We start from the raw sequence: 20,556 nt of genomic DNA, 5'->3' as shown, positions 1-20,556 counted from the left end.
AAATATAGTAATTGTTAGCGGGAGTGACTTATTGATCTCGATCAAATAGATGGTCAAAGAGGGGGAGTATCTTCACTTTGAGATAAAGATGAGGAGGCTCTCAATGCTAACGCACAAACAAAAACAATATTCTGTTTTGTCCATGAGTACGGTCGCATTCGCATTTAACTTTGCAGTGTGGACCATGTTCTCGATTATCGGCATTAAGATTAAGCAAGAGCTTGGATTGACGGATACCGAGTTCGGCATTCTGGTCGCTACACCAATTTTAACAGGCTCCATTACACGATTGCCGTTGGGTATTTTAACCGATCGTTATGGTGGGCGTATTGTCTTTTTTATTCAAATGCTGTTAGTTGCCGGTGCTACCTACGGGCTGGCATTTGCTCATGAATATTGGCAATACCTGGTAGCAGGTTTATTTGTAGGTTTGGCTGGTGGCTCTTTTGCCATTGGTATTGCCTATACCTCTGCCTGGTTCGAAAAAGAGAAGCAGGGCACTGCAATGGGCATCTTTGGTGCCGGTAATGCTGGTGCTGCTATCACCAACTTAGTTGCTCCAATGATTGTAGTTGCTGCCGGATGGCAAATGGTGCCCAAGGTTTACTCAATTGCAATGCTGGTAATGGCAATTGTGTTCTGGTTCTTCACTTTTAACGATCCAAAACAAGTCGAGCGAGCCAGAACTGGCAAGCACATTTCAATCAAAGATCAATTGGCGCCATTAAAAGAACTCCGTGTTTGGCGATTTGGACTCTACTATTACTTTGTGTTTGGTGGTTTTGTCGCATTGGCCTTGTGGCTGCCAAAATACTATGTCGGTGAATATGGTTTAGACCTTAAAACGGCATCCTTTATTACCATGCTATTTACCTTACCCTCTGGCTTGATTCGTGCTGCTGGTGGCTATGCTTCCGATAAAGTTGGCGCTCGTAAAGTCAACTGGTGGGTATTCTGGATTTCAATCGCATGTCTCTTCTTCCTGTCCTATCCACAAACAACTTTGCTGGTTAAAGGTATTGAAGGTGATTTCAGTTTCGACATTGGTTTGAACATTTGGATCTTCACAGCATTAGTTTTTGTGGTGGGGATTGCGCAGGGGTTCGGTAAAGCCAGTGTCTATCGAATTATTCACGACTATTACCCCAATAACATGGGGTCGGTTGGCGGCATGGTAGGCGTTCTAGGTGGTTTAGGCGGATTTACACTACCCATCTTTTTCGGTCTTTTATCAGACTATACCAACGTTCGTAGTTCTTGTTTCATGCTGCTATTCATTCTGGTTGCTATCTGCATGGTATGGATGAACTACGCGATTGTTCAGCAGAAAAAAGAAAGCGAAATATTGTAAACGTTATGCCTTGGCAACGAGGCATAACGCTATATCGAATTTAATGATTACTTATTGGAGAAAGCAATGGCTGACTTAAAAAAATGGGATGTAGAAGATCCTAAGTTTTGGGAGTCCGAAGGTAAGAAGGTTGCTAACCGAAACCTTTGGATTTCAATTCCAAGTCTACTGTGTGGTTTTGCAGTCTGGCTGTATTGGGGAATTATCACGGTTCAGATGTTGAACCTCGGCTTCCCATTTGAAAAATCAGAGTTGTTCACTCTGATGGCTATTTCTGGCTTAACCGGAGCAACATTACGTATCCCTAGTAGCTTCTTCATTCGCCTGTGTGGTGGCCGTAATACCATTTTCTTTACCACAGCGTTATTGATGATTCCAGCCGTTGGAACCGGTATTGCGCTACAGGATAAAGACACGCCATTGTGGATGTTCCAGCTGTTGGCTTTGTTATCGGGCCTGGGTGGCGGCAACTTTGCTTCATCAATGTCTAACATCAGCTTTTTCTTTCCTAAAAAACAACAGGGTTTAGCCTTGGGTTTGAATGCAGGACTGGGCAATTTTGGCGTAACCTCGATGCAGATTTTGGTTCCTTTATTCATGACTATCGGAGCATTCGGAGCCATGGGTGGCGACCCAATGACTTTGGTCAGTTCAAGCGGAACCCTTATTGGAAAAATTGAAGCAGGTTCAGAAACCTGGATTCAAAATGCCGGCTTTGTTTGGTTACTACTGCTTGTTCCGCTTGCTTTCGCAGCTTGGTTTGGCATGAACAACATTAAGACGCAAGAAGTATCACCGGACATAGGTAATCCTTTGTCGGCCTTTGGGAAAATAACTTTCATGCTATTAATTGGCTTTATCACTGCAATGGCTGGTTTGTGGTTGATGTTGCCCGAAAGTGCTAACGGTTCTGGTTTTGGCGTGCCTAAAGAAATTGTTCTGGTATTGGTTATTACAGCGACAGTATTTCTGCTTAAGGCATTGCCTGGACAGATTCGTACCAGTCTTAACCGTCAATACAAGATTTTCAATAACAAGCATACCTGGGTGATGAGTGTTATTTACACCATGACTTTCGGCTCCTTCATTGGTTTTGCAGCAGCATTCCCGCTCGCTATCAAGGTCATCTTCGGCTACAGCCATATCATGGTCGATGGTGTCATGACTCACGATACGATTAATACTAATGGTCCTAGTGCTTTGATGTATGCCTGGATGGGACCTTTTATTGGTGCTTTGATTCGTCCAGTAGGCGGTTGGATTTCTGACAAAGTTGGTGGCGCTTTAGTCACTCAAATTTGTTCGCTAATCATGGTTGCCAGCGCACTCGGCGTCGCCTATTACATGAAAGCTGCTTATGGTTCAGCTAGCCCTGAAGAGTATTTCATTCCGTTCTTTATATTGTTCCTGGTGCTGTTTGCGGCAACCGGTATTGGTAATGGTTCAACCTTCCGTACCATCGCAATGGTCTTCCCAAAAGAACAGGCCGGTCCTGTACTTGGCTGGACCTCAGCCGTTGCAGCTTATGGCGCTTTCTACATCCCAAAAGTCTTTGGCGAACAGATCCAAGCCACTACACCTGAATATGCATTGATTGGTTTTTCCATATTTTATGCGGTCTGCTTATTCGTTAACTGGTGGTTTTACCTGAGAAAAAATGGTGAATTTTATAACCCTTAATTGGTAGTAAAGAATTTAATTATGACGACATTTATGAATTTAAATAACAGATCAGATGGGAGAGTAATATGAGTCAGTTCCTTGATCGCTTACAGTTTTTTAAGAAAAAACAAAGCGAGTTTTCTAATGGTCACGGCGAAGTGACCAACGAAAGCCGCGCTTGGGAAAACAGTTATCGACAACGTTGGCAGCATGACAAAATTGTTCGCTCAACTCATGGCGTTAACTGTACTGGTTCATGTAGCTGGAAAATTTATGTGAAGAATGGTCTGGTGACCTGGGAAACCCAGCAAACGGATTACCCAAGAACCCGTCCCGATCTTCCTAATCACGAACCCCGCGGCTGCCCACGTGGTGCCAGCTATTCCTGGTATCTTTATAGCGCGAACCGCTTAAAGTATCCTAAGGTTCGTAAGCCATTATTGAAACTGTGGCGTGAAGCGCGATTAACCAGATCTCCGGTTGAAGCCTGGCAGTCGATTGTTGAAGATCCTGAAAAGGCGAATAGCTATAAAACAAAACGCGGTCTAGGTGGTTTCATTCGTTCAAGTTGGGATGAAGTCAATGAAATCATCGCAGCTTCGAATGTTTATACTGCAAAGCAATATGGGCCTGACCGAATCGTTGGCTTCTCACCAATCCCAGCGATGTCGATGGTTTCTTATGCTGCGGGTTCGCGCTACCTGTCTTTAATTGGTGGCGTCTGTATGAGCTTCTATGACTGGTACTGCGATCTTCCTCCTGCATCTCCAATGACCTGGGGTGAGCAGACAGACGTTCCTGAATCAGCTGACTGGTATAACTCTAATTACATCATTGCCTGGGGCTCTAATGTGCCTCAAACACGGACACCCGATGCGCACTTCTTTACTGAGGTTCGTTATAAAGGTGCCAAGACGGTTTCAATCACGCCTGATTATGCAGAAGTGTCCAAGCTTACTGATGAATGGCTCAATCCAAAGCAGGGTACTGACGCTGCTTTAGGCATGGCATTTGGTCATGTCATCCTGAAAGAATTCCACTTGGAAAACCCAAGTGAATACTTCACTGATTATGTTCGTCGCTACACTGACATGCCGATGCTGGTTGTGTTAGAGGATTATGAAAAAGGCGGTTATACAGCCGGTAAATTCTTACGATCCTCTGATCTGGTTGATAGTTTAGGTCAAGACAATAATCCTGAATGGAAAACCATTGCTTATGATGAAAACACCAATGAGCTTGTTTCCCCGCTGGGTTCCATTGGTTACCGTTGGGGAGAAAAAGGTAAGTGGAATATTCAGGATAAAGAAGGCAAAGAGGGTAAAGACGTTAAGCTTCAGTTATCACTGATCGGTGATGACGTTGCATCCGTGTCTTTCCCACATTTCGCTTCTGATAAAAGCAATCAGCACTGGGTATCCTGCGAGCACAATGAAGTGCTGAATCGTAATGTTCCTTGTAAAACTATAACGCTTGCCGATGGTAGAACCGTCAAAGTTGCAACCGTTTATGATTTGATGATTGCTAACTATGGTATCGATCGCGGGCTTGGTGGCGAAAACGTTGCTTCCAGCTATGACGATGACATTCCGTTCACACCAGCCTGGCAAGAAAAAATTACCGGTGTTAAACGCGATAAGGTAATTCGTATTGCGCGTGAATTTGCTGACACAGCTCATAAGACTAAAGGTAAGGCCATGATTATTGTCGGTGCGGCAATGAATCACTGGTATCACATGGACATGAACTATCGTGGCTTAATCAACATGCTGATGATGTGCGGCTGCGTAGGTCAATCAGGCGGTGGTTGGGCTCACTATGTAGGACAAGAAAAACTGCGTCCACAAACAGGCTGGTTGCCTCTGGCTTTCGGTCTTGACTGGAGTCGTCCACCACGTCAAATGAACTCCACGTCGTTCTTCTATAACCATAGTTCGCAGTGGCGTCATGAGAAGGTCAGCATTCACGAAGTTCTATCGCCACTGGCTGATAAATCTCAATACCCTGAGCATATGTTGGACTACAACATTAAAGCTGAGCGTATGGGCTGGTTGCCATCGGCGCCGCAACTGGATCGTAATCCATTGCAGATTACGCGTGATGCGGAAGCTGCGGGCATGGATCCGAAAGACTATGTGGTGCAGGAACTGAAAAATGGTAATTTACGTTTTGCCAGTGAAGCTCCCGACGACCCTAAAAACTTCCCACGCAATCTATTTGTCTGGCGCTCAAATTTATTGGGCTCATCAGGTAAAGGTCACGAGTACATGCTCAAGTATTTATTAGGCACTAAAAACGGCTTAATGAATGACGATCTTGGTACGCGCGGAGGTTTCAAACCCGATGAGGCAGACTGGGTTGAAAAAGGTCCTGAAGGAAAACTGGATCTTGTGGTCACGCTAGATTTCAGAATGTCATCGACGTGTTTGTATTCGGATATCGTTTTACCGACCGCTTGCTGGTATGAAAAAGATGATTTGAATACTTCCGATATGCATCCTTTCATACACCCATTATCAACCGCAGTTGACCCAGCTTGGGAGGCTCGCTCTGATTGGGATATTTACAAAGGTATTGCTAAAAAATTCTCTGAAGTGGCAGAAGGTGAATTAGGTATTGAAAAAGATTTAGTCACAGTACCGATCCTTCATGATACTGCAGGTGAGCTCGCACAATCAGATGTTAAAGACTGGAAGAAGGGCGAGTGCGAACTTATTCCTGGTAAAACAGCTCCCAACATGATGGTGGTTGAACGTGATTATCCGAACACCTACAAGAAATTTACTTCGTTGGGACCATTGCTTGAAAAATTGGGTAATGGCGGTAAAGGTATTGGCTGGAACACTGACGAAGAAGTTGAGTTCCTGCGCAAATTAAATCACACGGTTCTGGATGAGGGTGTTAGCGAAGGTCAACCTCAGATCGAAACAGCGATTGATGCTGCTGAAGTTGTGCTATCTCTCGCGCCAGAAACAAACGGCAATGTTGCGGTTAAAGCTTGGTCTGCATTAGGTGAGTTTACCGGTCTGGATCACACTCACTTAGCTTTGCCAAAACACGAAGAAAAAATTCGCTTCCGTGATATTCAGGCACAGCCTCGTAAGATTATTTCTTCACCAACATGGTCTGGACTGGAAGATGAGCATGTCAGTTATAACGCTGGCTACACCAATGTTCATGAGTTTATTCCTTGGAGAACCATCACTGGCCGACAACAGTTCTATCAAGATCATCTATGGATGCAGGCCTTTGGTGAGCAGATGGTTTCGTATCGTCCGCCTATCAATACTAAAACCATTGAGTACGTTAAAGACAAGAAGCCAAATGGCAATAAAGAAATTGTCCTTAACTGGATTACGCCTCACCAGAAATGGGGTATTCACAGTACTTACTCTGACAACCTGTTGATGCTGACTCTGTCTCGTGGCGGCCCAATCATCTGGCTGAGTGAACTTGATGCCAAAGAAGCCGGCATTGAAGACAACGACTGGGTTGAAGTTTTCAATGCTAATGGTGCTATTGCTTGTCGTGCGGTGGTCAGTCAAAGGGTCAAGCAAGGCATGGTGATGATGTATCACGCACAGGAGCGCATCGTTAATGTACCCGGTTCAGAAATGACCGGCACAAGAGGCGGTCACCATAACTCAGTAACGCGCGTTGTCTTGAAACCAACTCATATGATTGGTGGTTATGCACAACAATCCTATGGCTTCAACTATTACGGTACTGTGGGTTGTAACCGTGATGAGTTTGTTGTCGTTAGAAAAATGGACAAAGTTGACTGGCTCGATGGGCCAGATGGCGATGTTCATCCTCAACCACTACCTGATGAAGTATAGGAGCCAATAATGAAAATTCGTGCACAAGTGGGTATGGTCCTGAATCTTGATAAGTGTATTGGTTGCCATACTTGTTCGATAACCTGTAAAAATGTTTGGACTTCTCGCGAAGGGATGGAGTATGCCTGGTTTAATAATGTTGAAACCAAACCGGGCATTGGTTATCCGAAAGAGTGGGAAAACCAGGATAAATGGAATGGCGGCTGGGTGCGTAAATCCAACGGCAGCATTCGTCCAAAAATCGGTGGTAAGTTCCGTATTTTAGCCAACATATTTGCTAACCCGGACTTGCCAGAAATCGACGATTACTACGAACCGTTTGATTTCGATTATCAACATTTGCATACCGCCAAAGAGTCTGAGCACCAGCCAACAGCAAGACCACGTTCGCTTATTTCCGGCAAGCGCATGGAGAAAATCGAATGGGGTCCGAACTGGGAAGAAATTCTTGGTACTGAGTTTGAAAAACGCAGTAAAGATAAAAACTTCGACAATGTTCAAAAAGAAATCTACGGCCAGTATGAAAATACATTCATGATGTATTTGCCACGTCTTTGTGAGCATTGCTTGAATCCAACCTGTGTCGCTTCATGTCCTTCAGGCGCTATCTATAAGCGTGAAGAAGACGGCATTGTTCTGATTGATCAGGAAAAATGTCGTGGCTGGAGAATGTGTATCAGTGGCTGTCCATACAAAAAGATTTACTACAATTGGAAAACAGGCAAATCAGAAAAATGTATTTTCTGTTACCCACGGATTGAAGCGGGTATGCCAACGGTATGTTCTGAAACCTGTGTGGGCCGAATCCGTTATTTGGGTGTGTTGCTTTATGACGCAGACAAGATTGAAGAAGCTGCATCAACCGCTTCTGAAACCGATCTGTATCAAAAGCAGCTCGAAATCTTCCTCGATCCGAATGATCCCGAAGTTATCAAGCAGGCTCGTAAAGACGGTGTCGCTGATTCAGTGATCAAAGCTGCTCAGGCATCGCCAGTTTACAAAATGGCGGTTGAGTGGAAATTGGCGCTGCCATTGCACCCAGAATACAGAACCTTGCCAATGGTTTGGTATGTACCATCCTTGAGTCCGATTCAGTCTGCGGCTGAAGCAGGGCATATCGGTTATGTCGGCAAATCTGGCGTGATTCCTGATGTTGAATCTTTACGCATTCCAGTGAAATATCTGGCTAATCTGCTAACTGCTGGTGATGAAAAACCTGTGATTCTAGCTCTTAAACGTCTCCTGGCAATGCGCGCATACAAACGCTCGCAACAGGTAGAAGGGGTCGAGGATCTGGATGTGCTGGAAGATGTTTCGCTGACTAAGAAACAGGTCGAAGAAATGTATCGCTACCTGGCCATTGCTAATTACGAAGATCGCTTCGTGATTCCAACCGGCCACCGAGAGTTAAACATTCCTGAAGCCTACGAAGAGCAAAATGGTTGTGGCTTTAGCTTTGGTAACGGCTGTAGTTCCGGTAATAACGACGTCAACATGTTTGGTGCTAAGAAAATCACCCAGCGTGACATCATTAAAACCGTACAAATCTGGGAGAATGACCAATGAAAATTTTGAAAGTTATTTCTCGCTTATTGGACTACCCAACCCAAAGCTTGCTGGATAACACTGATGCACTGGTTGAAGCAACTGCTTCAACCAAGCATCTGCCACCTGAAGTACGCGAAAAAATCATTGCCTTAATCGAGCAACAAAGAGTTGCCGACATCTACGATCTTCAAGCCAACTACGATGGTTTGTTCGAACGTGGACGTTACGTTTCACTTTTGATTTTCGAACATGTTCATGGTGAGTCACGTGATCGCGGTCAGGCCATGGTCGATCTTTTGGAAATGTATAAATCCAAAGGGTTCGAGCTGGATTCCCGTCAAATGCCTGATTACATCCCTTTGTTCCTGGAGTTTTTATCCGAACAGGATGAACTCTATGCACGCGAATGGCTGGCTGACGTTGCGCACATTTTTGCCTTACTTGAAGAACGATTGGATAAGCGTGAATCAGAGTTTGCAGTTCTATTAAGAAGCTTACTGATCATTTCAGGTGCCCAGGTGGATCGCAAAGAGATTCAGGAAACCGTGGCCAAGGAACAAGCCGAGGACACTTTAGAAGCGATTGATAAAGAGTGGGAGGACAAAGAGATTCGTTTTGATGATCCGATTGATGGACAGTCGTGCCCATCGAATCGTCCGGCGCCACAATTGAGTGCTAATAAAGAAGTGCCAATCAACTGGCATGAAGCCTCAGTTAATAACAAATCAGACTCAATACAACGTTAGGTCCAGGAGTATAGTTATGTCAAATTTCAACACGCTACTTTTTGGGATCTATCCTTACATTGCAATAGCTATATGCATTGTAGGCTGCTGGATCCGTTTCGATCGCGAGCCTTATACCTGGAAAGCACATTCCAGCCAGATGCTCAGCAATAAAGGGATGCGGATGGCCAGTATATTTTTCCACGTCGGTGTGATCTTTATTCTGCTGGGTCACTTTGTTGGCTTGCTTCTACCCGAGGCAATTTATCATTATTTTATCAGCACGGCTGATAAGCAATTGCTGGCAATGGTATCCGGTGGTTTCTTTGGCATCATCTGTCTGATTGGTCTGGTGATGTTGATTCATCGTCGCTTAACCAATGACCGTGTTAGAGCCAACAGCAGCAAGTCTGATATTTTTATTCTGTTCCTGTTGCTGGTTCAGTTGGTACTAGGCTTGATGACCATTGCTGTTTCAAGCCAACACATGGATGGTTCAGTCATGGTGCAATTGGCGAACTGGGCACAGTCCATCGTTACCTTCCAGGGTTTCGAAGCAGCAGCTTATATTGCTAACGTCCATATCATCTACAAACTGCATGTGTTTGTTGGTATGACCATGATTCTGGTATTCCCGTTCACACGTCTGGTACACATTATCAGCATGCCAATTTGGTACTTTGGACGTAAATACCAGGTTGTTAGACAGCGATAAGCCATGGAGCAGGGGAATCACTGCCCCTGCTTAGAAACGAAATACAGTTAAACGTTATTCGGTAGGAGATTTATATGTCAACAGCGGCAACTTACAAGCCCACCAAGCAGGATCAAAAAGCACCCTTTGAGGTGCCGGTTATCTCAGTTAATGGTGAGCTTATTGATGAAAAGCTTTTGTCTGAGGAGCTTCAGTATCATCCTGCCCAAGATGCTGAGTCAGCGATCCAGAAAGCAGGCCAAGCTTTGGTGATTCGTCAACTGCTCAAGCAACAGTTAAAAGAGAGCGCGACGGAAATAGATGATGAAGAACAGGCATTTCAGGATCTGATTGAGAATAATATCAACTACCAGGAAGTGTCTGATGAAGACTGTCAGCGATATTATGAGCAGAACCAGGCAAAGTTTATGACCGCGCCCATTATGGAGGTTAGCCATATTTTACTGGCTGTCGCTCCGGATGATATCGAGGGACGCATTGAAAAGAAAACAGTGGCTGAAAAATTAATCAGCAAGCTTCTCAAAGACAGCTCATTATTTACGGATATGGTGATTGAGTATTCGGGCTGTCCTTCAAACAAAACCGGTGGCTCGCTCGGTCAAATCAGTAAAGGACAAACGGTTCCTGAGTTTGAACGTCAATTATTCCCGCTTGATGAAGGGATTTATGATAAGCCCATTGAAAGCCGCTATGGCTACCACATTGTGTTTATCAATAAAAAAATCGATGGCAATCAGCTTGAGTACTCGATGGTTAGCGAAAAGATTCATGACTATCTGAATGTTCGCCGTCATCGTCAGGCCGTCAGTGATTATCTGTACCAGCTTGTTGAAGATTCGACGATTGAAGGATTAGAACTCAAGCTGGAACAAGACAATATATTCTTTGGTTAATAACACAAGAAGTGCCTTATGAATGAGCAAACAAAGTTAATTGACCCCTTTGGTCGCCAGATCACCTATCTACGATTGTCCGTAACTGATCGTTGTAATTTCAGGTGTGTGTATTGCATGGCTGAAGACATGACTTTTTTGCCCAAACAAAGGTTACTCTGTTATGAAGAGCTCACACAAATCAGCCAGGCCTTCACGGAACTTGGCGTTAACAAAATACGCCTCACCGGTGGCGAGCCATTGGTTCGCCACGACATCATTAAACTGACGTCCAATCTGGGTCAATTGGATGGCTTAAAAAACCTGGCCATTACAACCAACGGTTCGATGTTAACTAAATTGGCTAAGCCGCTCTATCAAAGCGGCGTTCGCAGTTTGAACATCAGCCTCGATACATTGGATGAAGAGCAGTTTCACTCAGTTACGCGTACCGGAAAGCTGTCTAAAGTGCTTGATGGCATTCAGGCTGCTAAAGAGGCTGGTTTTGAAAAAATCAAACTCAATGCGGTCATTATGAAAGGGCAGAATGATCAGCAAATACCCGCGTTGCTGAATTATGTGTTGGAGAATGAACTGGATATCAGCTTCATTGAAGAGATGCCTTTGGGCCATATTTCTTCTCATGACCGAGCTAAAACCTTCTGCTCCAGCGAAGACGTTAAAGCCATTATCAAAGATCATTACCAGCTGCTACCTTCAACCTTGAATACCGGCGGCCCGTCACGTTACTTTTCAATACCGGGTCATCGCAGTAATATTGGCTTTATTTCACCACACAGCAACAATTTCTGCGGTAGCTGTAATCGCATTCGTTTAACTGCAGAGGGTCAACTGTTGTTGTGTCTGGGTAATGAAGACTCATTAGATCTAAGAGCCATTGTTCGACGCTACCCAAACCAACCGGAAGTGTTAAAAGAGAGGATTATCGAAGCGATTAAACTGAAGCCGAAGGAACATCACTTTAGCAATGACGGAGATGTACAAATACTTCGCTTTATGAATATGACCGGTGGCTAAATGATTCGGCTTGCTACTATTTTCCTGGCCTTAAATACAGCTGCTGCGCAGGCAGAAACGATTAGCGTTGCTGTTCCCGCTAATTTCTTAAAGCCGATGCAGGTCATTGCAGAGCGCTATGAATTAAAATCAGGTAACTCAATCATTTTGCACTCAGGTTCTTCCGGGCAACTGTACGCGCAGGCCATTAATGGTGCTCCTTTTGATGTGTTCTTATCGGCGGATGAAGAGCGTGTCGATGCTTTATTGAAAGACAATCGAGCGGAACAGGCGGAACTCTATACCTGCGGCAAACTCGCATTTTATTCTCAGCAGCATCAAATCACTAATATCCAGGAGCTGAATCAATTAACCAGGATAGCCATAGCTAAACCAAACCTTGCCCCTTATGGTAAAGCAGCCGAATCGACGCTTAGCCATATCCAGCAAGATTTTTCAGCAAAATTGATCTACGGCCAAAATGTGGTGGCAACTTATCAATACGCCATGCATAACGCAGTGGATGGTAGCTTCGTCGCTTATTCAAACGTACTCAAGCCGGATTCTGGATACGTATGGTTAGTACCCAAAGAGTTGTATGCGCCGATTAAGCAGAAAATGGCAGTCTTAACATCCAGCAAAAAACAGCACAGCGCACAATACCTGTATCGCTATATCTTGTCAGATGAAATTCAATCACTGATTAGCGAAATGGGCTATACTCACATAAAAGATTGCTAAGTTAATTTGTCTATGGACTTCTTTATCATTGATTGGCAGCCGATTCTTTTATCGCTCAAACTGGCTTTCGTGACCACCATTTTCCTGTTGTTAATTGGTACCCCAATTGCCTGGAAATTATCGCAAAGCACAGGCTGGATTAAGCACATCGTGTCCATCATTGTTGCACTGCCATTAGTATTGCCGCCAACCGTTATCGGTTTCTATTTATTGATCCTGCTGTCTCCAAATGGCTGGATAGGGCAGTTAACCGAAGCATTAGGCATTGGCAGTCTGTTGTTTAGTTTTAGTGGTCTGGTGATTGGCTCAATCATTTACTCATTACCCTTCGTTGTTCAGCCACTCCATAACGCTTTCGAAGCGCTCGGACGCAAACCGATTGAAACCGCTTATAGCCTGGGTGCAAAACCACTGGATACGTTTTTCTCAGTAGTGGTTCCTTTATGTCGTAATAGTTTTATTACCGCTTCAATTTTAGGCTTCGCGCATACCATGGGCGAATTCGGCGTTATCTTAATGATTGGTGGCAGCATTCCCGGCGAAACTAAAGTGGCATCGGTGGCCATCTATGAACAGGTTGAAATGCTGAACTACGCAGATGCTCATAAGCTAGCCATTATTATTGTGATTATTTCCGTTCTATTAATGCTGATTTCATACCGATTAAATCATCGCAAAAGGGCCGAGTCATGAGTGAACTAGCCCTCGATCTAAAATTGCAAAAGGCAGGCTTTCAGGTGACTGCCAGACAAAACCTATCCTTGCAGGGTATTACTGTTATCTGGGGGCAAAGCGGCAGCGGAAAAAGTCTTCTTCTGCGATCCATTGCTGGCTTCGAGCAGCCGCAGGGTACATTAATGCTTGATGGCATGACGCTGCTGAGTAGTCAAACTTCAGTGTTCATACAGCCTTACCAGAGACACATTGCCTATGTCGCCCAGCAACCCGAGTTGTTTGCCCATTTAACGGTCAAGCAGAATCTGGAATATGGGTACAAGCGAAGAGGCGAGTCAGAACCACGTGCATACTCTTTTAATGAAGTAGTCACAGCTTTAGGGCTGGCGGAATTCTTAAGCAAGAAACCTGCCACCTTATCAGGGGGACAAAAGCAACGCTGTGCAATTGCTCAGGCACTCCTGTCTTACCCAAAATTGCTGTTGATGGACGAGCCCTTGTCAGCACTGGATGATCAGGCCCGGCAATCAATCATCAGCTATTTAGTGCAAATCCCAAGATTGTTTAATGTACCGATTGTTTATGTCACCCATTCATATGAAGAGCTGTTGAAATTGGCCGACCATGTTGTGCCGGTTAAAAAAGGCAGAGTTACAGGTTGCTACCCACTTGAGGATTATTGCTCCAATTACAACAATCAGGCACTTCCCGCCGAACAGTTATGCTCTGTGTTGCTAGGCCAAATAGAACCAACCAGAGATCGCGAGCAAGAATACGGTCTCTGTCGCTTAAGCTGTGAGCATCAGGATTTGTATATCCCGCGAGCCCTGGCCACAAACGAGCCAATGAAAATTATTATCTATGCCAAAGACGTTTCTATCAGCCTGACCAAAGTAACCCAAAGCAGTATTTTAAATCTGCTTGAAGTCACCATTGAACAGATTATCGATTACTCAAGCACCAGCAACTTATTACAGTTAAAACTGGGCCAGCAAACTTTGTTTTCTTTAATCACCAAAAAGTCGGCGGCAGAGCTCAATATTCATCAAGGCCAAAACGTGATTGCACAAATTAAAGCCGTTTCAATTAAGGCCTAACAGGTACTATTTGCCAATGACCAATAATCACGCACAGCTCAATGTATTACTACTCGCAGGCGGCAAGTCGTCGCGCATGGGCGGCGAAGATAAGGCGCTGATTGAGTATCAAGGCAAACCGATGATAGAGCACCTTATTGAGCAATTGCCTATGTCGGACATCCATCAGCTGGTGATCAGTTGTAATCGAAACCATGAGCAATACAGCCACTACAGTGAACATCTGGTTAGCGATAAAAGTTATGAAGAAATAGAAGCATTTGCGGGGCCATTGCTCGGTGTTCTGTCCGCTATGGAAACGTACCCAGCCGATGCCTGGCTTGTTCTGCCATGCGATACACCACAGCTCAACATAGCTTTAATAACGAAGCTTATTGATGATTATAAAAACGGCTCATCTTTGATCAGCTGCCTCAGCATTGGTGAACGGATACAACCATTGCATTGCGTGCTAAGCAGTCAATTAAAAGACTCGCTATTTGATTATTTAAAGAGTGGGAATAGGAGGGCGCAGGAGTGGGTGATGTTGCAGAATCCCAATACCATTGATTGCTCTAACCAAGCGGACAAACTGGCGAATATTAATTCGCCTTCTGATCTTCTGGAGCCGCGCTAGCCTGCCACTTATCCATTTCACCGTGATCACTTTGTTTAGCCTCAACCCATCGAGCACCATGATCGGTTTCTTCTTTTTTCCAGAAAGGCGCCGTAGTTTTTAGCGTATCCATAATGTACTGACAGCTGTTAAATGCATCTTGTCGATGCGCGCTCGCGGTAGCCACTAAAACAATGTTATCTCCAGGATGCAAAGTGCCAACCCGGTGAATAATAACCACTCCGGTAAGATTCCATCGCGACTTGGCGTCTTCAGCCAGCTGGGTTAAAACCGACTCGGTCATCCCCGGATAATGCTCCAAGGTTAACGCTTCTACGCGCTCCTTATCACCAGGCTGATGCTGAAAATCTCTGACCAAACCGGTGAAGGTAACCACAGCGCCAACTTCCGCTCCGTACTGCTTAAAATAGTCGCGCACCAACGCCAGATCAAAGTCTTCATGCTGTACTTTAACTAACATGGTTAACCACCCGTAACAGGAGGGAAAAAGGCCACTTCATCACCATCTTTCAGAGGACTGTTCAGTTTAGCCATCTGCTGGTTTACGGCAATCATTAAGCCGGACTGGGTAAACACCTGATGCCAGGTGTCGCCTTTATTTTTCAAGGCTTCAATAACTGACTGCACCGAGCTGAAATCAGCATCAAGCTGCAGGGAATCCATGTTTAGCTGCTCGCGATATTTAGCAAAGAATAAAACATTAATCATAATAATCACTCACCCGATTCAGATTGGTCCGCGACCCAATGGCCTGACTTACCGCCTGATTTTTCCAGCAGACGAGTAGGGCCAATAACAATTCCTTTATCTACCGCTTTACACATATCGTACAGTGTTAAAGCAGCAACCGAGGCCGCAGTTAACGCCTCCATCTCAACTCCCGTCTGGCCAGACACCTTGCACATCGCCTCAATCGTCACCTGATGATTCTCATCGTTGAAAGCAAAAGCAATTTTAACCGACGTTAGCATCAAAGGATGACATAAAGGAATCAAATCGCTGCATTTCTTAGCAGCCTGAATCCCCGCAATCCTCGCCGTAGCGAACACATCGCCCTTCGGCAAAGCATCATCCAGCAACAACCGATAGGTATCAGCGTTAAAACTCACCACAGACTCAGCCACAGCAACGCGTGAGCTGTTGTTTTTGTCTGTAACATCAACCATATGGGCATGCCCTTTATCATCCAGGTGTGTCAGCATAATCTAGTTCACATAGAGGTTCGATTTCACAATAATACAGTAATAAAAAGCCAGGAACTTAATCTAGATCAAGTGTTTGCTAACTCGTTAGAGCAGCGAATAACAGTAGATATGGAAGCCTTTCCAGCCTTAGCTAGGAACAAGCCACTAACATCTTCATGACGCACCTCAAATGGACACCAGTCATCGCACTAGGCTACGCAGCCAGCATCTGGGTGCATTTGTTGATAAACGGATATTAAAGAAAATCTGCAAAGCAATGTGGTATTTTGAGGACATATTTGGAATAGAGATCAATGATGATTGCGAAAGAAAGCTTAAAATGATGATTGAGTTATACTTTCATGAATTAAGAGATGAATTAGATGAACTGAGGAAGATTAATTTAAAAATACATGATATTGAACTTATGAGCTACGGCGTAGCTGAAATAGATAACAAAGATGAGAAATTAGAAGAACTGGATAAACTTTTTGAATCTAGTAATCGAAAAGCGTTTGCAATAAAAGGAAAGATTATAAGACTAGCTGAAAAGTTTAAAGATATTGGCTAAAAGATGTTTAGCATGAGTAGGGCTTCGCCCTGGTCTTTATTCGCTTACTAGCTCATAACTGATGGCCGTCGAAAGACGGCTTTTTTATGTAGATTTGATTGTATTTAAGAGGATCGAGTAAAGTGTATAGGTATGGGACTAGGCCTTTACACAAGTATATTTAAGGATAAGAAAATGAAAGAAATAAAAGCTAGTTTAGCAAGTGCTTACAGAGACAGTGTAGAAAAAACAGACAGATGGGTAGTAGCGATAAGTGCTGGGATTTTAGGGTATATTAGCAACAGCTATTCAAGCGAAAATTATAGTAAAGCTGGAGAGTTTATATTTGAGCTTTCGACAGGCCTTGTACTTGCCGGGCTTATTTTAGGGTTTCTTAAGCTATTGGGAAATGCAAAACTCTATTGGAAGAACTATTGTTTTTTGGAAAGCAAGGATAATAAAGAGGGAATTATTCAACAATTTAGAGATGGGGCATCAAGTATGATTTGGATGGATTTGCCAATTAATAGAGAGGAAGCGAACTATATTATTAGCGAGTTAGGAGAAGGTGAAAAAACGCATCAAAAAGATTATATGAAACTGCATGACAGGGTTGAAGGTTATGCAAAGTGGAGAAGTTTTACAATATTGATTGGATTTATTGGGCTAATTATTTCTATGATTTACTTAGCTTCTTGAATTTCATGTAAAGGGTTCATTTAAGTTTTTGCATCAAACGCTGATTTTTTTACCGTTGGAGCTGCACCAGTAGCCATGACCGTAGTGGCATCCGTTGCCTTGGTGGCGTTGCTTATGCACTTTATGATTTCTCGGAATGCGCGAGTAGCCCAGATGAATGCTCAGGAATCTTTGCGAGTTTTGAGTTAGCTTTACTGAAATAATGGGGTCAGGTTAAATTAATTTGATACTTTTGCTTTGTAAAAGAACAAATGCCAACCATGTTTCTGCAATTGTTTACGCAGTCGATAATTGACATTTCTGTTATAGCTACTAACTCAAAGCAACTCCCAGAGCACTTAAACCTACCCAGATTCCCATGCCGATCATGATTAAGTTTTCGGTCAATGATATGAATCCAAGTGGAACATTGCTGGAACCGCCAACGCAAGCGCACTTCAATTCCCGCTTATCAATGTATAGACTAACCATACCTATATATTCGCATAACTTATATTATGTTAAATTGAGTATTTGTAATTAGATTGCCCTATATATATATCCCCTCGTGAACATATAGGTTTGTAATTTTATGACATAAACGTTTATAAAATGACACAAACCTTTGTAAAAAAAGTATACAAAAAAATCAATGAGTTATAGTGCTCGATATATTGATTAGGTTTTATAAGCGAATAGACCTATCATCCCCTTTTTTTCTCGACAGAAATCGCCATGCATTTGATCTAGGGTTAATTGAATATTGGTGACCTCGTTAATTTGCTCGATTGATGGATCCAGAAGCCTTCTGCATATATCAGTAAATCTATTCTGATATTTAGATTGGTTGCTTTGAGCTAAATAGCTCAGAATTTCATCCATATGAAACGAGTAAAAGCCTAACTGTTTTTCACTACACTCCAAGATATGATTGATGAGTAGATACAATCTTGTTGCATAGAGGCTTTTTAGTCCCAGAATATTTTTTAGTATTGATTTATTATCCAGCGATATTTCAGAGTATTGGTTGGAATATGAGTTAACAAGAATAGTTTTTGTCCGCCCCACTTTTTTTATGTCAAAATCTATATAACAACTTTCACTGCTACAATAGAATGCTTTTATTTCGTCGATACCAACGTTAACTCTGCTGGAAATGTTAACTAGGTCGTTTTTGTAATATTCAGTATTAAATTCCATTGGTGCTATAGTTATGGGAAAATTATCAATAGAATTTTCTGCAATTTGTAGAATTACAAACGCAGCTAGTCTGTAACTGTATTTACTTAATCCATTGTTTAGCCAAAGTCTAAGAACTGGACTGAATTCACTTATCACATCATCAATATGGATCACGTATTTTTCCATAATAATTAAAATCCTTCTTATATACTGCGATAACAAAGGCACAGGTTTAAAGAAGCCTTGTCTTACTCGAATAAAGGATGTGTAATACGGACATATGGTACATCAATCAAGTAGCTTCGTATCATGAATCATGACTTATTTATCGAGATAATTGAAGGCCAATCTCCAAAATTAACACTTGCATATAACAACTATGATAATTGCTGGGGTTGGTACGGTTATGATGGTATGGGTAGATATGTATTTCATGAAATCAAGAACCAGGAAGTCTTGAAGTCAGCCGAGTATTACTTTAATCAGAATTTACTTCGTAAGATTAAGGATGTATACGCTGTAGAAAATGGGTGTGAATGCACCCTGTATGAAATAGCTTAAACGGCCCCCTCAGACAGAAAATCCGTAAAAATACCATTTTACGGACTTTATATTGACCCCGCTAAGTGCAAATAGCCGCCCCGCCCTCATCAGCGCTTAGAATTCTGTGCCTCCAATGTTAGTACAATACTAAGTTGTTTGGGGTTCTGGGGCTATGTCTGTAGCCCTCTAATAACGGTGGTTATAGCGCACCTTTACTTTTGAAACATCCTTAAAGCGCACTATCTGCAACCTCATTTTAAGTCATTTAACGATCATTTCTCATAAGGATAAGTTAAAATAAGGATTGACATGGAGTTAACTCCATACGTTATCGTTTAACTTATTTATGACTTAGACAGGGAAAAAAATGCTTTACAAGCAATCATTAAAACAAACCATCACGGCGATGGGTTGTTGGCTTTTCTTGCCTGTTAGCTTATTCGCACATGATCCGATCTTTAGCCCTGGCCCTCATGTTCTGTTTAAGGATGGATTTGAAATCCACACTGAATTTGTCCGTTCCGAGCAAGGAGATGAATCCGATAGCGAGCAAGCCATTGCACTAAAGTATGGAATAACTGGTGATTGGGTGATCGGAATTGAACAGCCCTATCAGATCATTAAAGATGAATTTGGTTCCCAGAGCGGTGTTGGTGATATTCTTTTATCAACAAAGTATCGCTTTTGGCGTGAAGATACTCCTGGTGTTCAGGAATCGGCAGCGGTTTTAGTAAAAGTAAAACTGGATTCATCTAATGATGCATTAACAACCGATACAGTGGACCCAGTGTTGGGCTTTACCTACGGCTATGAAAGTCTGACATGGTATCGATTTAATCAAAACAATGACCAACTACAACGAGGTGATCGGTTGTTTGTCGATCTTGCTGGCGGATATCGCTCTCAACTAAACGATTATCGAGAAGCTGATACTGTATGGTTGCTTGAACTGAATGGTGAGTTTATAAAGCGCAACGCCTTCAACGGTCTTGATCTTAACAATACTGGTGGCAATCAGTGGTTCGTTTCTCCTGGGATCATGTTGACGTACAGAAATTTTGCCGTTAAAGCAGGGATTCAGCTCCCTGTGCTATCAAATCTTAACGGTGATCAGCCCCGCGCAGATTATCGGGCGCGTCAGGAATTTGAGTGGCATCTATAAATTAACAAGAGGTGTAGTGACTTATTAGTAATCTATTAAAGGCATTAATGAGTTTTCTGGTGGTATTTTCTGCGCTGGTATGGAGTGCGTCCGCTTTTTCTGCCTCCAAACACTATCAAATAAGAGTAGATGGATTAGCGTGCCCCTATTGCGCGTATGGTATTGAGAAAAAACTGATGAAAATTGACGGTGTAACCCACGTAGATATTGACTTAAAAAAAGGCCTAGTGATAGTGGTTGGGAATGAAACACTGGTATTAAAAGACTCACAGTTAAAAACGCTGTTTAACGATGCAGGATTTACCTTCCGTAAAATAGAAAAGGTTGAATTAATCAATAATCAATAATCGTTTCTACGGCAAGAAAGATTCACAGCTTAACAAAAGTGAAGTATAGGAT

Annotated in this window: 20 protein-coding genes and 1 pseudogene; 16 read left to right on the top strand and 5 right to left on the bottom strand. The window is 43.1% G+C overall.

Translation table 11 applies throughout. The annotated features are described in order from the left end of the window. Positions 1-103 precede the first annotated feature (103 nt). The 12 genes from KKOR_RS06715 (at position 104) to mobA (ending at position 14,858) form a co-directional block, all read left to right on the top strand. Positions 104-1,351, top strand: coding sequence for an MFS transporter (locus tag KKOR_RS06715; protein WP_012801272.1), 1,248 nt, complete (start codon positions 104-106; stop codon positions 1,349-1,351). A 66-nt stretch (positions 1,352-1,417) separates the two neighbouring features. Then, on the top strand, positions 1,418-3,031 hold the full coding sequence (locus KKOR_RS06710) for an MFS transporter (protein WP_012801271.1): 1,614 nt from the start codon (positions 1,418-1,420) through the stop codon (positions 3,029-3,031). A 68-nt stretch (positions 3,032-3,099) separates the two neighbouring features. Next, entirely contained in the window at positions 3,100-6,852 is a 3,753-nt protein-coding gene (locus KKOR_RS06705; protein WP_012801270.1) for a nitrate reductase subunit alpha, read from the top strand. A gap of 9 nt (positions 6,853-6,861) precedes the next feature. Next, positions 6,862-8,418: a nitrate reductase subunit beta gene (gene narH / locus KKOR_RS06700; RefSeq protein ID WP_012801269.1), complete on the top strand. Its 1,557-nt coding sequence runs from the start codon at positions 6,862-6,864 to the stop codon at positions 8,416-8,418. Then, positions 8,415-9,146, top strand: coding sequence for a nitrate reductase molybdenum cofactor assembly chaperone (gene narJ / locus KKOR_RS06695; RefSeq protein WP_012801268.1), 732 nt, complete (start codon positions 8,415-8,417; stop codon positions 9,144-9,146). Before narH ends, narJ begins: the two co-directional genes overlap by 4 nt. A gap of 16 nt (positions 9,147-9,162) precedes the next feature. After that, complete coding sequence (narI, locus tag KKOR_RS06690) at positions 9,163-9,840, top strand: respiratory nitrate reductase subunit gamma (RefSeq protein WP_012801267.1); 678 nt, start codon at positions 9,163-9,165, stop codon at positions 9,838-9,840. A 74-nt stretch (positions 9,841-9,914) separates the two neighbouring features. Then, positions 9,915-10,733, top strand: coding sequence for a peptidylprolyl isomerase (locus KKOR_RS06685; RefSeq protein ID WP_012801266.1), 819 nt, complete (start codon positions 9,915-9,917; stop codon positions 10,731-10,733). 18 nt (positions 10,734-10,751) lie between these two features. Then, complete coding sequence (gene moaA / locus KKOR_RS06680; RefSeq protein ID WP_012801265.1) at positions 10,752-11,750, top strand: GTP 3',8-cyclase MoaA; 999 nt, start codon at positions 10,752-10,754, stop codon at positions 11,748-11,750. After that, positions 11,751-12,470 (top strand): molybdate ABC transporter substrate-binding protein, encoded by a 720-nt coding sequence (gene modA / locus KKOR_RS06675; protein ID WP_012801264.1) that lies wholly within the window; start codon positions 11,751-11,753, stop codon positions 12,468-12,470. 12 nt (positions 12,471-12,482) lie between these two features. Next, complete coding sequence (modB, locus tag KKOR_RS06670; protein WP_012801263.1) at positions 12,483-13,163, top strand: molybdate ABC transporter permease subunit; 681 nt, start codon at positions 12,483-12,485, stop codon at positions 13,161-13,163. After that, a complete protein-coding gene (gene modC, locus KKOR_RS06665; RefSeq protein ID WP_012801262.1) occupies positions 13,160-14,242 on the top strand; it encodes a molybdenum ABC transporter ATP-binding protein in 1,083 nt (360 codons plus the stop codon). The genes modB and modC overlap by 4 nt, the downstream gene beginning before the upstream one ends. A 16-nt stretch (positions 14,243-14,258) precedes the next feature. Then, positions 14,259-14,858, top strand: coding sequence for a molybdenum cofactor guanylyltransferase MobA (gene mobA, locus KKOR_RS06660; RefSeq protein WP_012801261.1), 600 nt, complete (start codon positions 14,259-14,261; stop codon positions 14,856-14,858). On the opposite strand, the gene KKOR_RS06655 is transcribed toward mobA, so the two are convergent. The 3 genes from KKOR_RS06655 to moaC are packed head-to-tail and all read right to left on the bottom strand — an operon-like array spanning position 14,824 to position 16,060. After that, complete coding sequence (locus KKOR_RS06655; RefSeq protein WP_012801260.1) at positions 14,824-15,318, bottom strand: molybdenum cofactor biosynthesis protein MoaE; 495 nt, start codon at positions 15,316-15,318, stop codon at positions 14,824-14,826. The genes mobA and KKOR_RS06655 overlap by 35 nt on opposite strands. 2 nt (positions 15,319-15,320) lie before the next feature. Then, the gene (moaD, locus tag KKOR_RS06650) at positions 15,321-15,566 is read right to left on the bottom strand and encodes a molybdopterin synthase sulfur carrier subunit (protein ID WP_012801259.1); all 246 of its coding nucleotides are present in this window, start codon (positions 15,564-15,566) and stop codon (positions 15,321-15,323) included. 5 nt (positions 15,567-15,571) lie between these two features. Then, positions 15,572-16,060 (bottom strand): cyclic pyranopterin monophosphate synthase MoaC, encoded by a 489-nt coding sequence (gene moaC, locus KKOR_RS06645; protein ID WP_012801258.1) that lies wholly within the window; start codon positions 16,058-16,060, stop codon positions 15,572-15,574. A gap of 172 nt (positions 16,061-16,232) precedes the next feature. Here moaC and KKOR_RS06640 point away from each other — a divergent pair, with 172 nt between their 5' ends. Both KKOR_RS06640 and KKOR_RS06635 read left to right on the top strand, forming a co-directional pair. Beyond that, positions 16,233-16,613 (top strand): hypothetical protein, encoded by a 381-nt coding sequence (locus KKOR_RS06640; RefSeq protein ID WP_012801257.1) that lies wholly within the window; start codon positions 16,233-16,235, stop codon positions 16,611-16,613. A 174-nt stretch (positions 16,614-16,787) separates the two neighbouring features. Beyond that, positions 16,788-17,291, top strand: a complete 504-nt coding sequence (locus KKOR_RS06635; protein ID WP_012801256.1) for a hypothetical protein — start codon at positions 16,788-16,790, stop codon at positions 17,289-17,291. Positions 17,292-17,603: 312 nt separating this feature from the next. Here KKOR_RS06635 and KKOR_RS13780 read toward each other — a convergent pair. Both KKOR_RS13780 and KKOR_RS06630 read right to left on the bottom strand, forming a co-directional pair. After that, positions 17,604-17,756: pseudogene (locus tag KKOR_RS13780) on the bottom strand (glutaredoxin); the annotation flags it as partial. 192 nt (positions 17,757-17,948) lie between these two features. Continuing rightward, complete coding sequence (locus KKOR_RS06630; protein ID WP_012801255.1) at positions 17,949-18,638, bottom strand: replication initiation protein; 690 nt, start codon at positions 18,636-18,638, stop codon at positions 17,949-17,951. A 724-nt stretch (positions 18,639-19,362) separates the two neighbouring features. Here KKOR_RS06630 and KKOR_RS06620 point away from each other — a divergent pair. Together KKOR_RS06620 and KKOR_RS06615 are read left to right on the top strand one after the other, a co-directional pair. After that, the gene (locus KKOR_RS06620; protein ID WP_012801253.1) at positions 19,363-20,157 is read left to right on the top strand and encodes a transporter; all 795 of its coding nucleotides are present in this window, start codon (positions 19,363-19,365) and stop codon (positions 20,155-20,157) included. 47 nt (positions 20,158-20,204) lie between these two features. Beyond that, positions 20,205-20,504: a heavy-metal-associated domain-containing protein gene (locus KKOR_RS06615; protein ID WP_012801252.1), complete on the top strand. Its 300-nt coding sequence runs from the start codon at positions 20,205-20,207 to the stop codon at positions 20,502-20,504. Positions 20,505-20,556 lie beyond the last annotated feature (52 nt).

Source organism: Kangiella koreensis DSM 16069 (assembly GCF_000024085.1).
Taxonomy (GTDB): Bacteria; Pseudomonadota; Gammaproteobacteria; order Enterobacterales; family Kangiellaceae; genus Kangiella; species Kangiella koreensis.
This window is presented reverse-complemented; position numbering and strand designations above follow the sequence as displayed.

Bases quoted from the DNA above. Each gene is read 5' to 3' on its own strand.
- KKOR_RS06705 (WP_012801270.1), top strand. From the start codon at position 3,100: ATGAGTCAGTTCCTTGATCGCTTACAGTTTTTTAAGAAAAAACAAAGC.
- mobA (WP_012801261.1), top strand. From the start codon at position 14,259: ATGACCAATAATCACGCACAGCTCAATGTATTACTACTCGCAGGCGGC.
- KKOR_RS06635 (WP_012801256.1), top strand. From the start codon at position 16,788: ATGAAAGAAATAAAAGCTAGTTTAGCAAGTGCTTACAGAGACAGTGTA.
- KKOR_RS06710 (WP_012801271.1), top strand. From the start codon at position 1,418: ATGGCTGACTTAAAAAAATGGGATGTAGAAGATCCTAAGTTTTGGGAG.
- moaD (WP_012801259.1), bottom strand. From the start codon at position 15,566: ATGATTAATGTTTTATTCTTTGCTAAATATCGCGAGCAGCTAAACATG.
- KKOR_RS06630 (WP_012801255.1), bottom strand. From the start codon at position 18,638: ATGGAAAAATACGTGATCCATATTGATGATGTGATAAGTGAATTCAGT.
- modB (WP_012801263.1), top strand. From the start codon at position 12,483: ATGGACTTCTTTATCATTGATTGGCAGCCGATTCTTTTATCGCTCAAA.
- modC (WP_012801262.1), top strand. From the start codon at position 13,160: ATGAGTGAACTAGCCCTCGATCTAAAATTGCAAAAGGCAGGCTTTCAG.
- KKOR_RS06715 (WP_012801272.1), top strand. From the start codon at position 104: ATGCTAACGCACAAACAAAAACAATATTCTGTTTTGTCCATGAGTACG.
- KKOR_RS06620 (WP_012801253.1), top strand. From the start codon at position 19,363: ATGCTTTACAAGCAATCATTAAAACAAACCATCACGGCGATGGGTTGT.
- KKOR_RS06655 (WP_012801260.1), bottom strand. From the start codon at position 15,318: ATGTTAGTTAAAGTACAGCATGAAGACTTTGATCTGGCGTTGGTGCGC.
- narI (WP_012801267.1), top strand. From the start codon at position 9,163: ATGTCAAATTTCAACACGCTACTTTTTGGGATCTATCCTTACATTGCA.
- KKOR_RS06615 (WP_012801252.1), top strand. From the start codon at position 20,205: ATGAGTTTTCTGGTGGTATTTTCTGCGCTGGTATGGAGTGCGTCCGCT.
- modA (WP_012801264.1), top strand. From the start codon at position 11,751: ATGATTCGGCTTGCTACTATTTTCCTGGCCTTAAATACAGCTGCTGCG.
- moaA (WP_012801265.1), top strand. From the start codon at position 10,752: ATGAATGAGCAAACAAAGTTAATTGACCCCTTTGGTCGCCAGATCACC.
- narJ (WP_012801268.1), top strand. From the start codon at position 8,415: ATGAAAATTTTGAAAGTTATTTCTCGCTTATTGGACTACCCAACCCAA.
- moaC (WP_012801258.1), bottom strand. From the start codon at position 16,060: ATGCTGACACACCTGGATGATAAAGGGCATGCCCATATGGTTGATGTT.
- KKOR_RS06640 (WP_012801257.1), top strand. From the start codon at position 16,233: ATGGACACCAGTCATCGCACTAGGCTACGCAGCCAGCATCTGGGTGCA.
- narH (WP_012801269.1), top strand. From the start codon at position 6,862: ATGAAAATTCGTGCACAAGTGGGTATGGTCCTGAATCTTGATAAGTGT.
- KKOR_RS06685 (WP_012801266.1), top strand. From the start codon at position 9,915: ATGTCAACAGCGGCAACTTACAAGCCCACCAAGCAGGATCAAAAAGCA.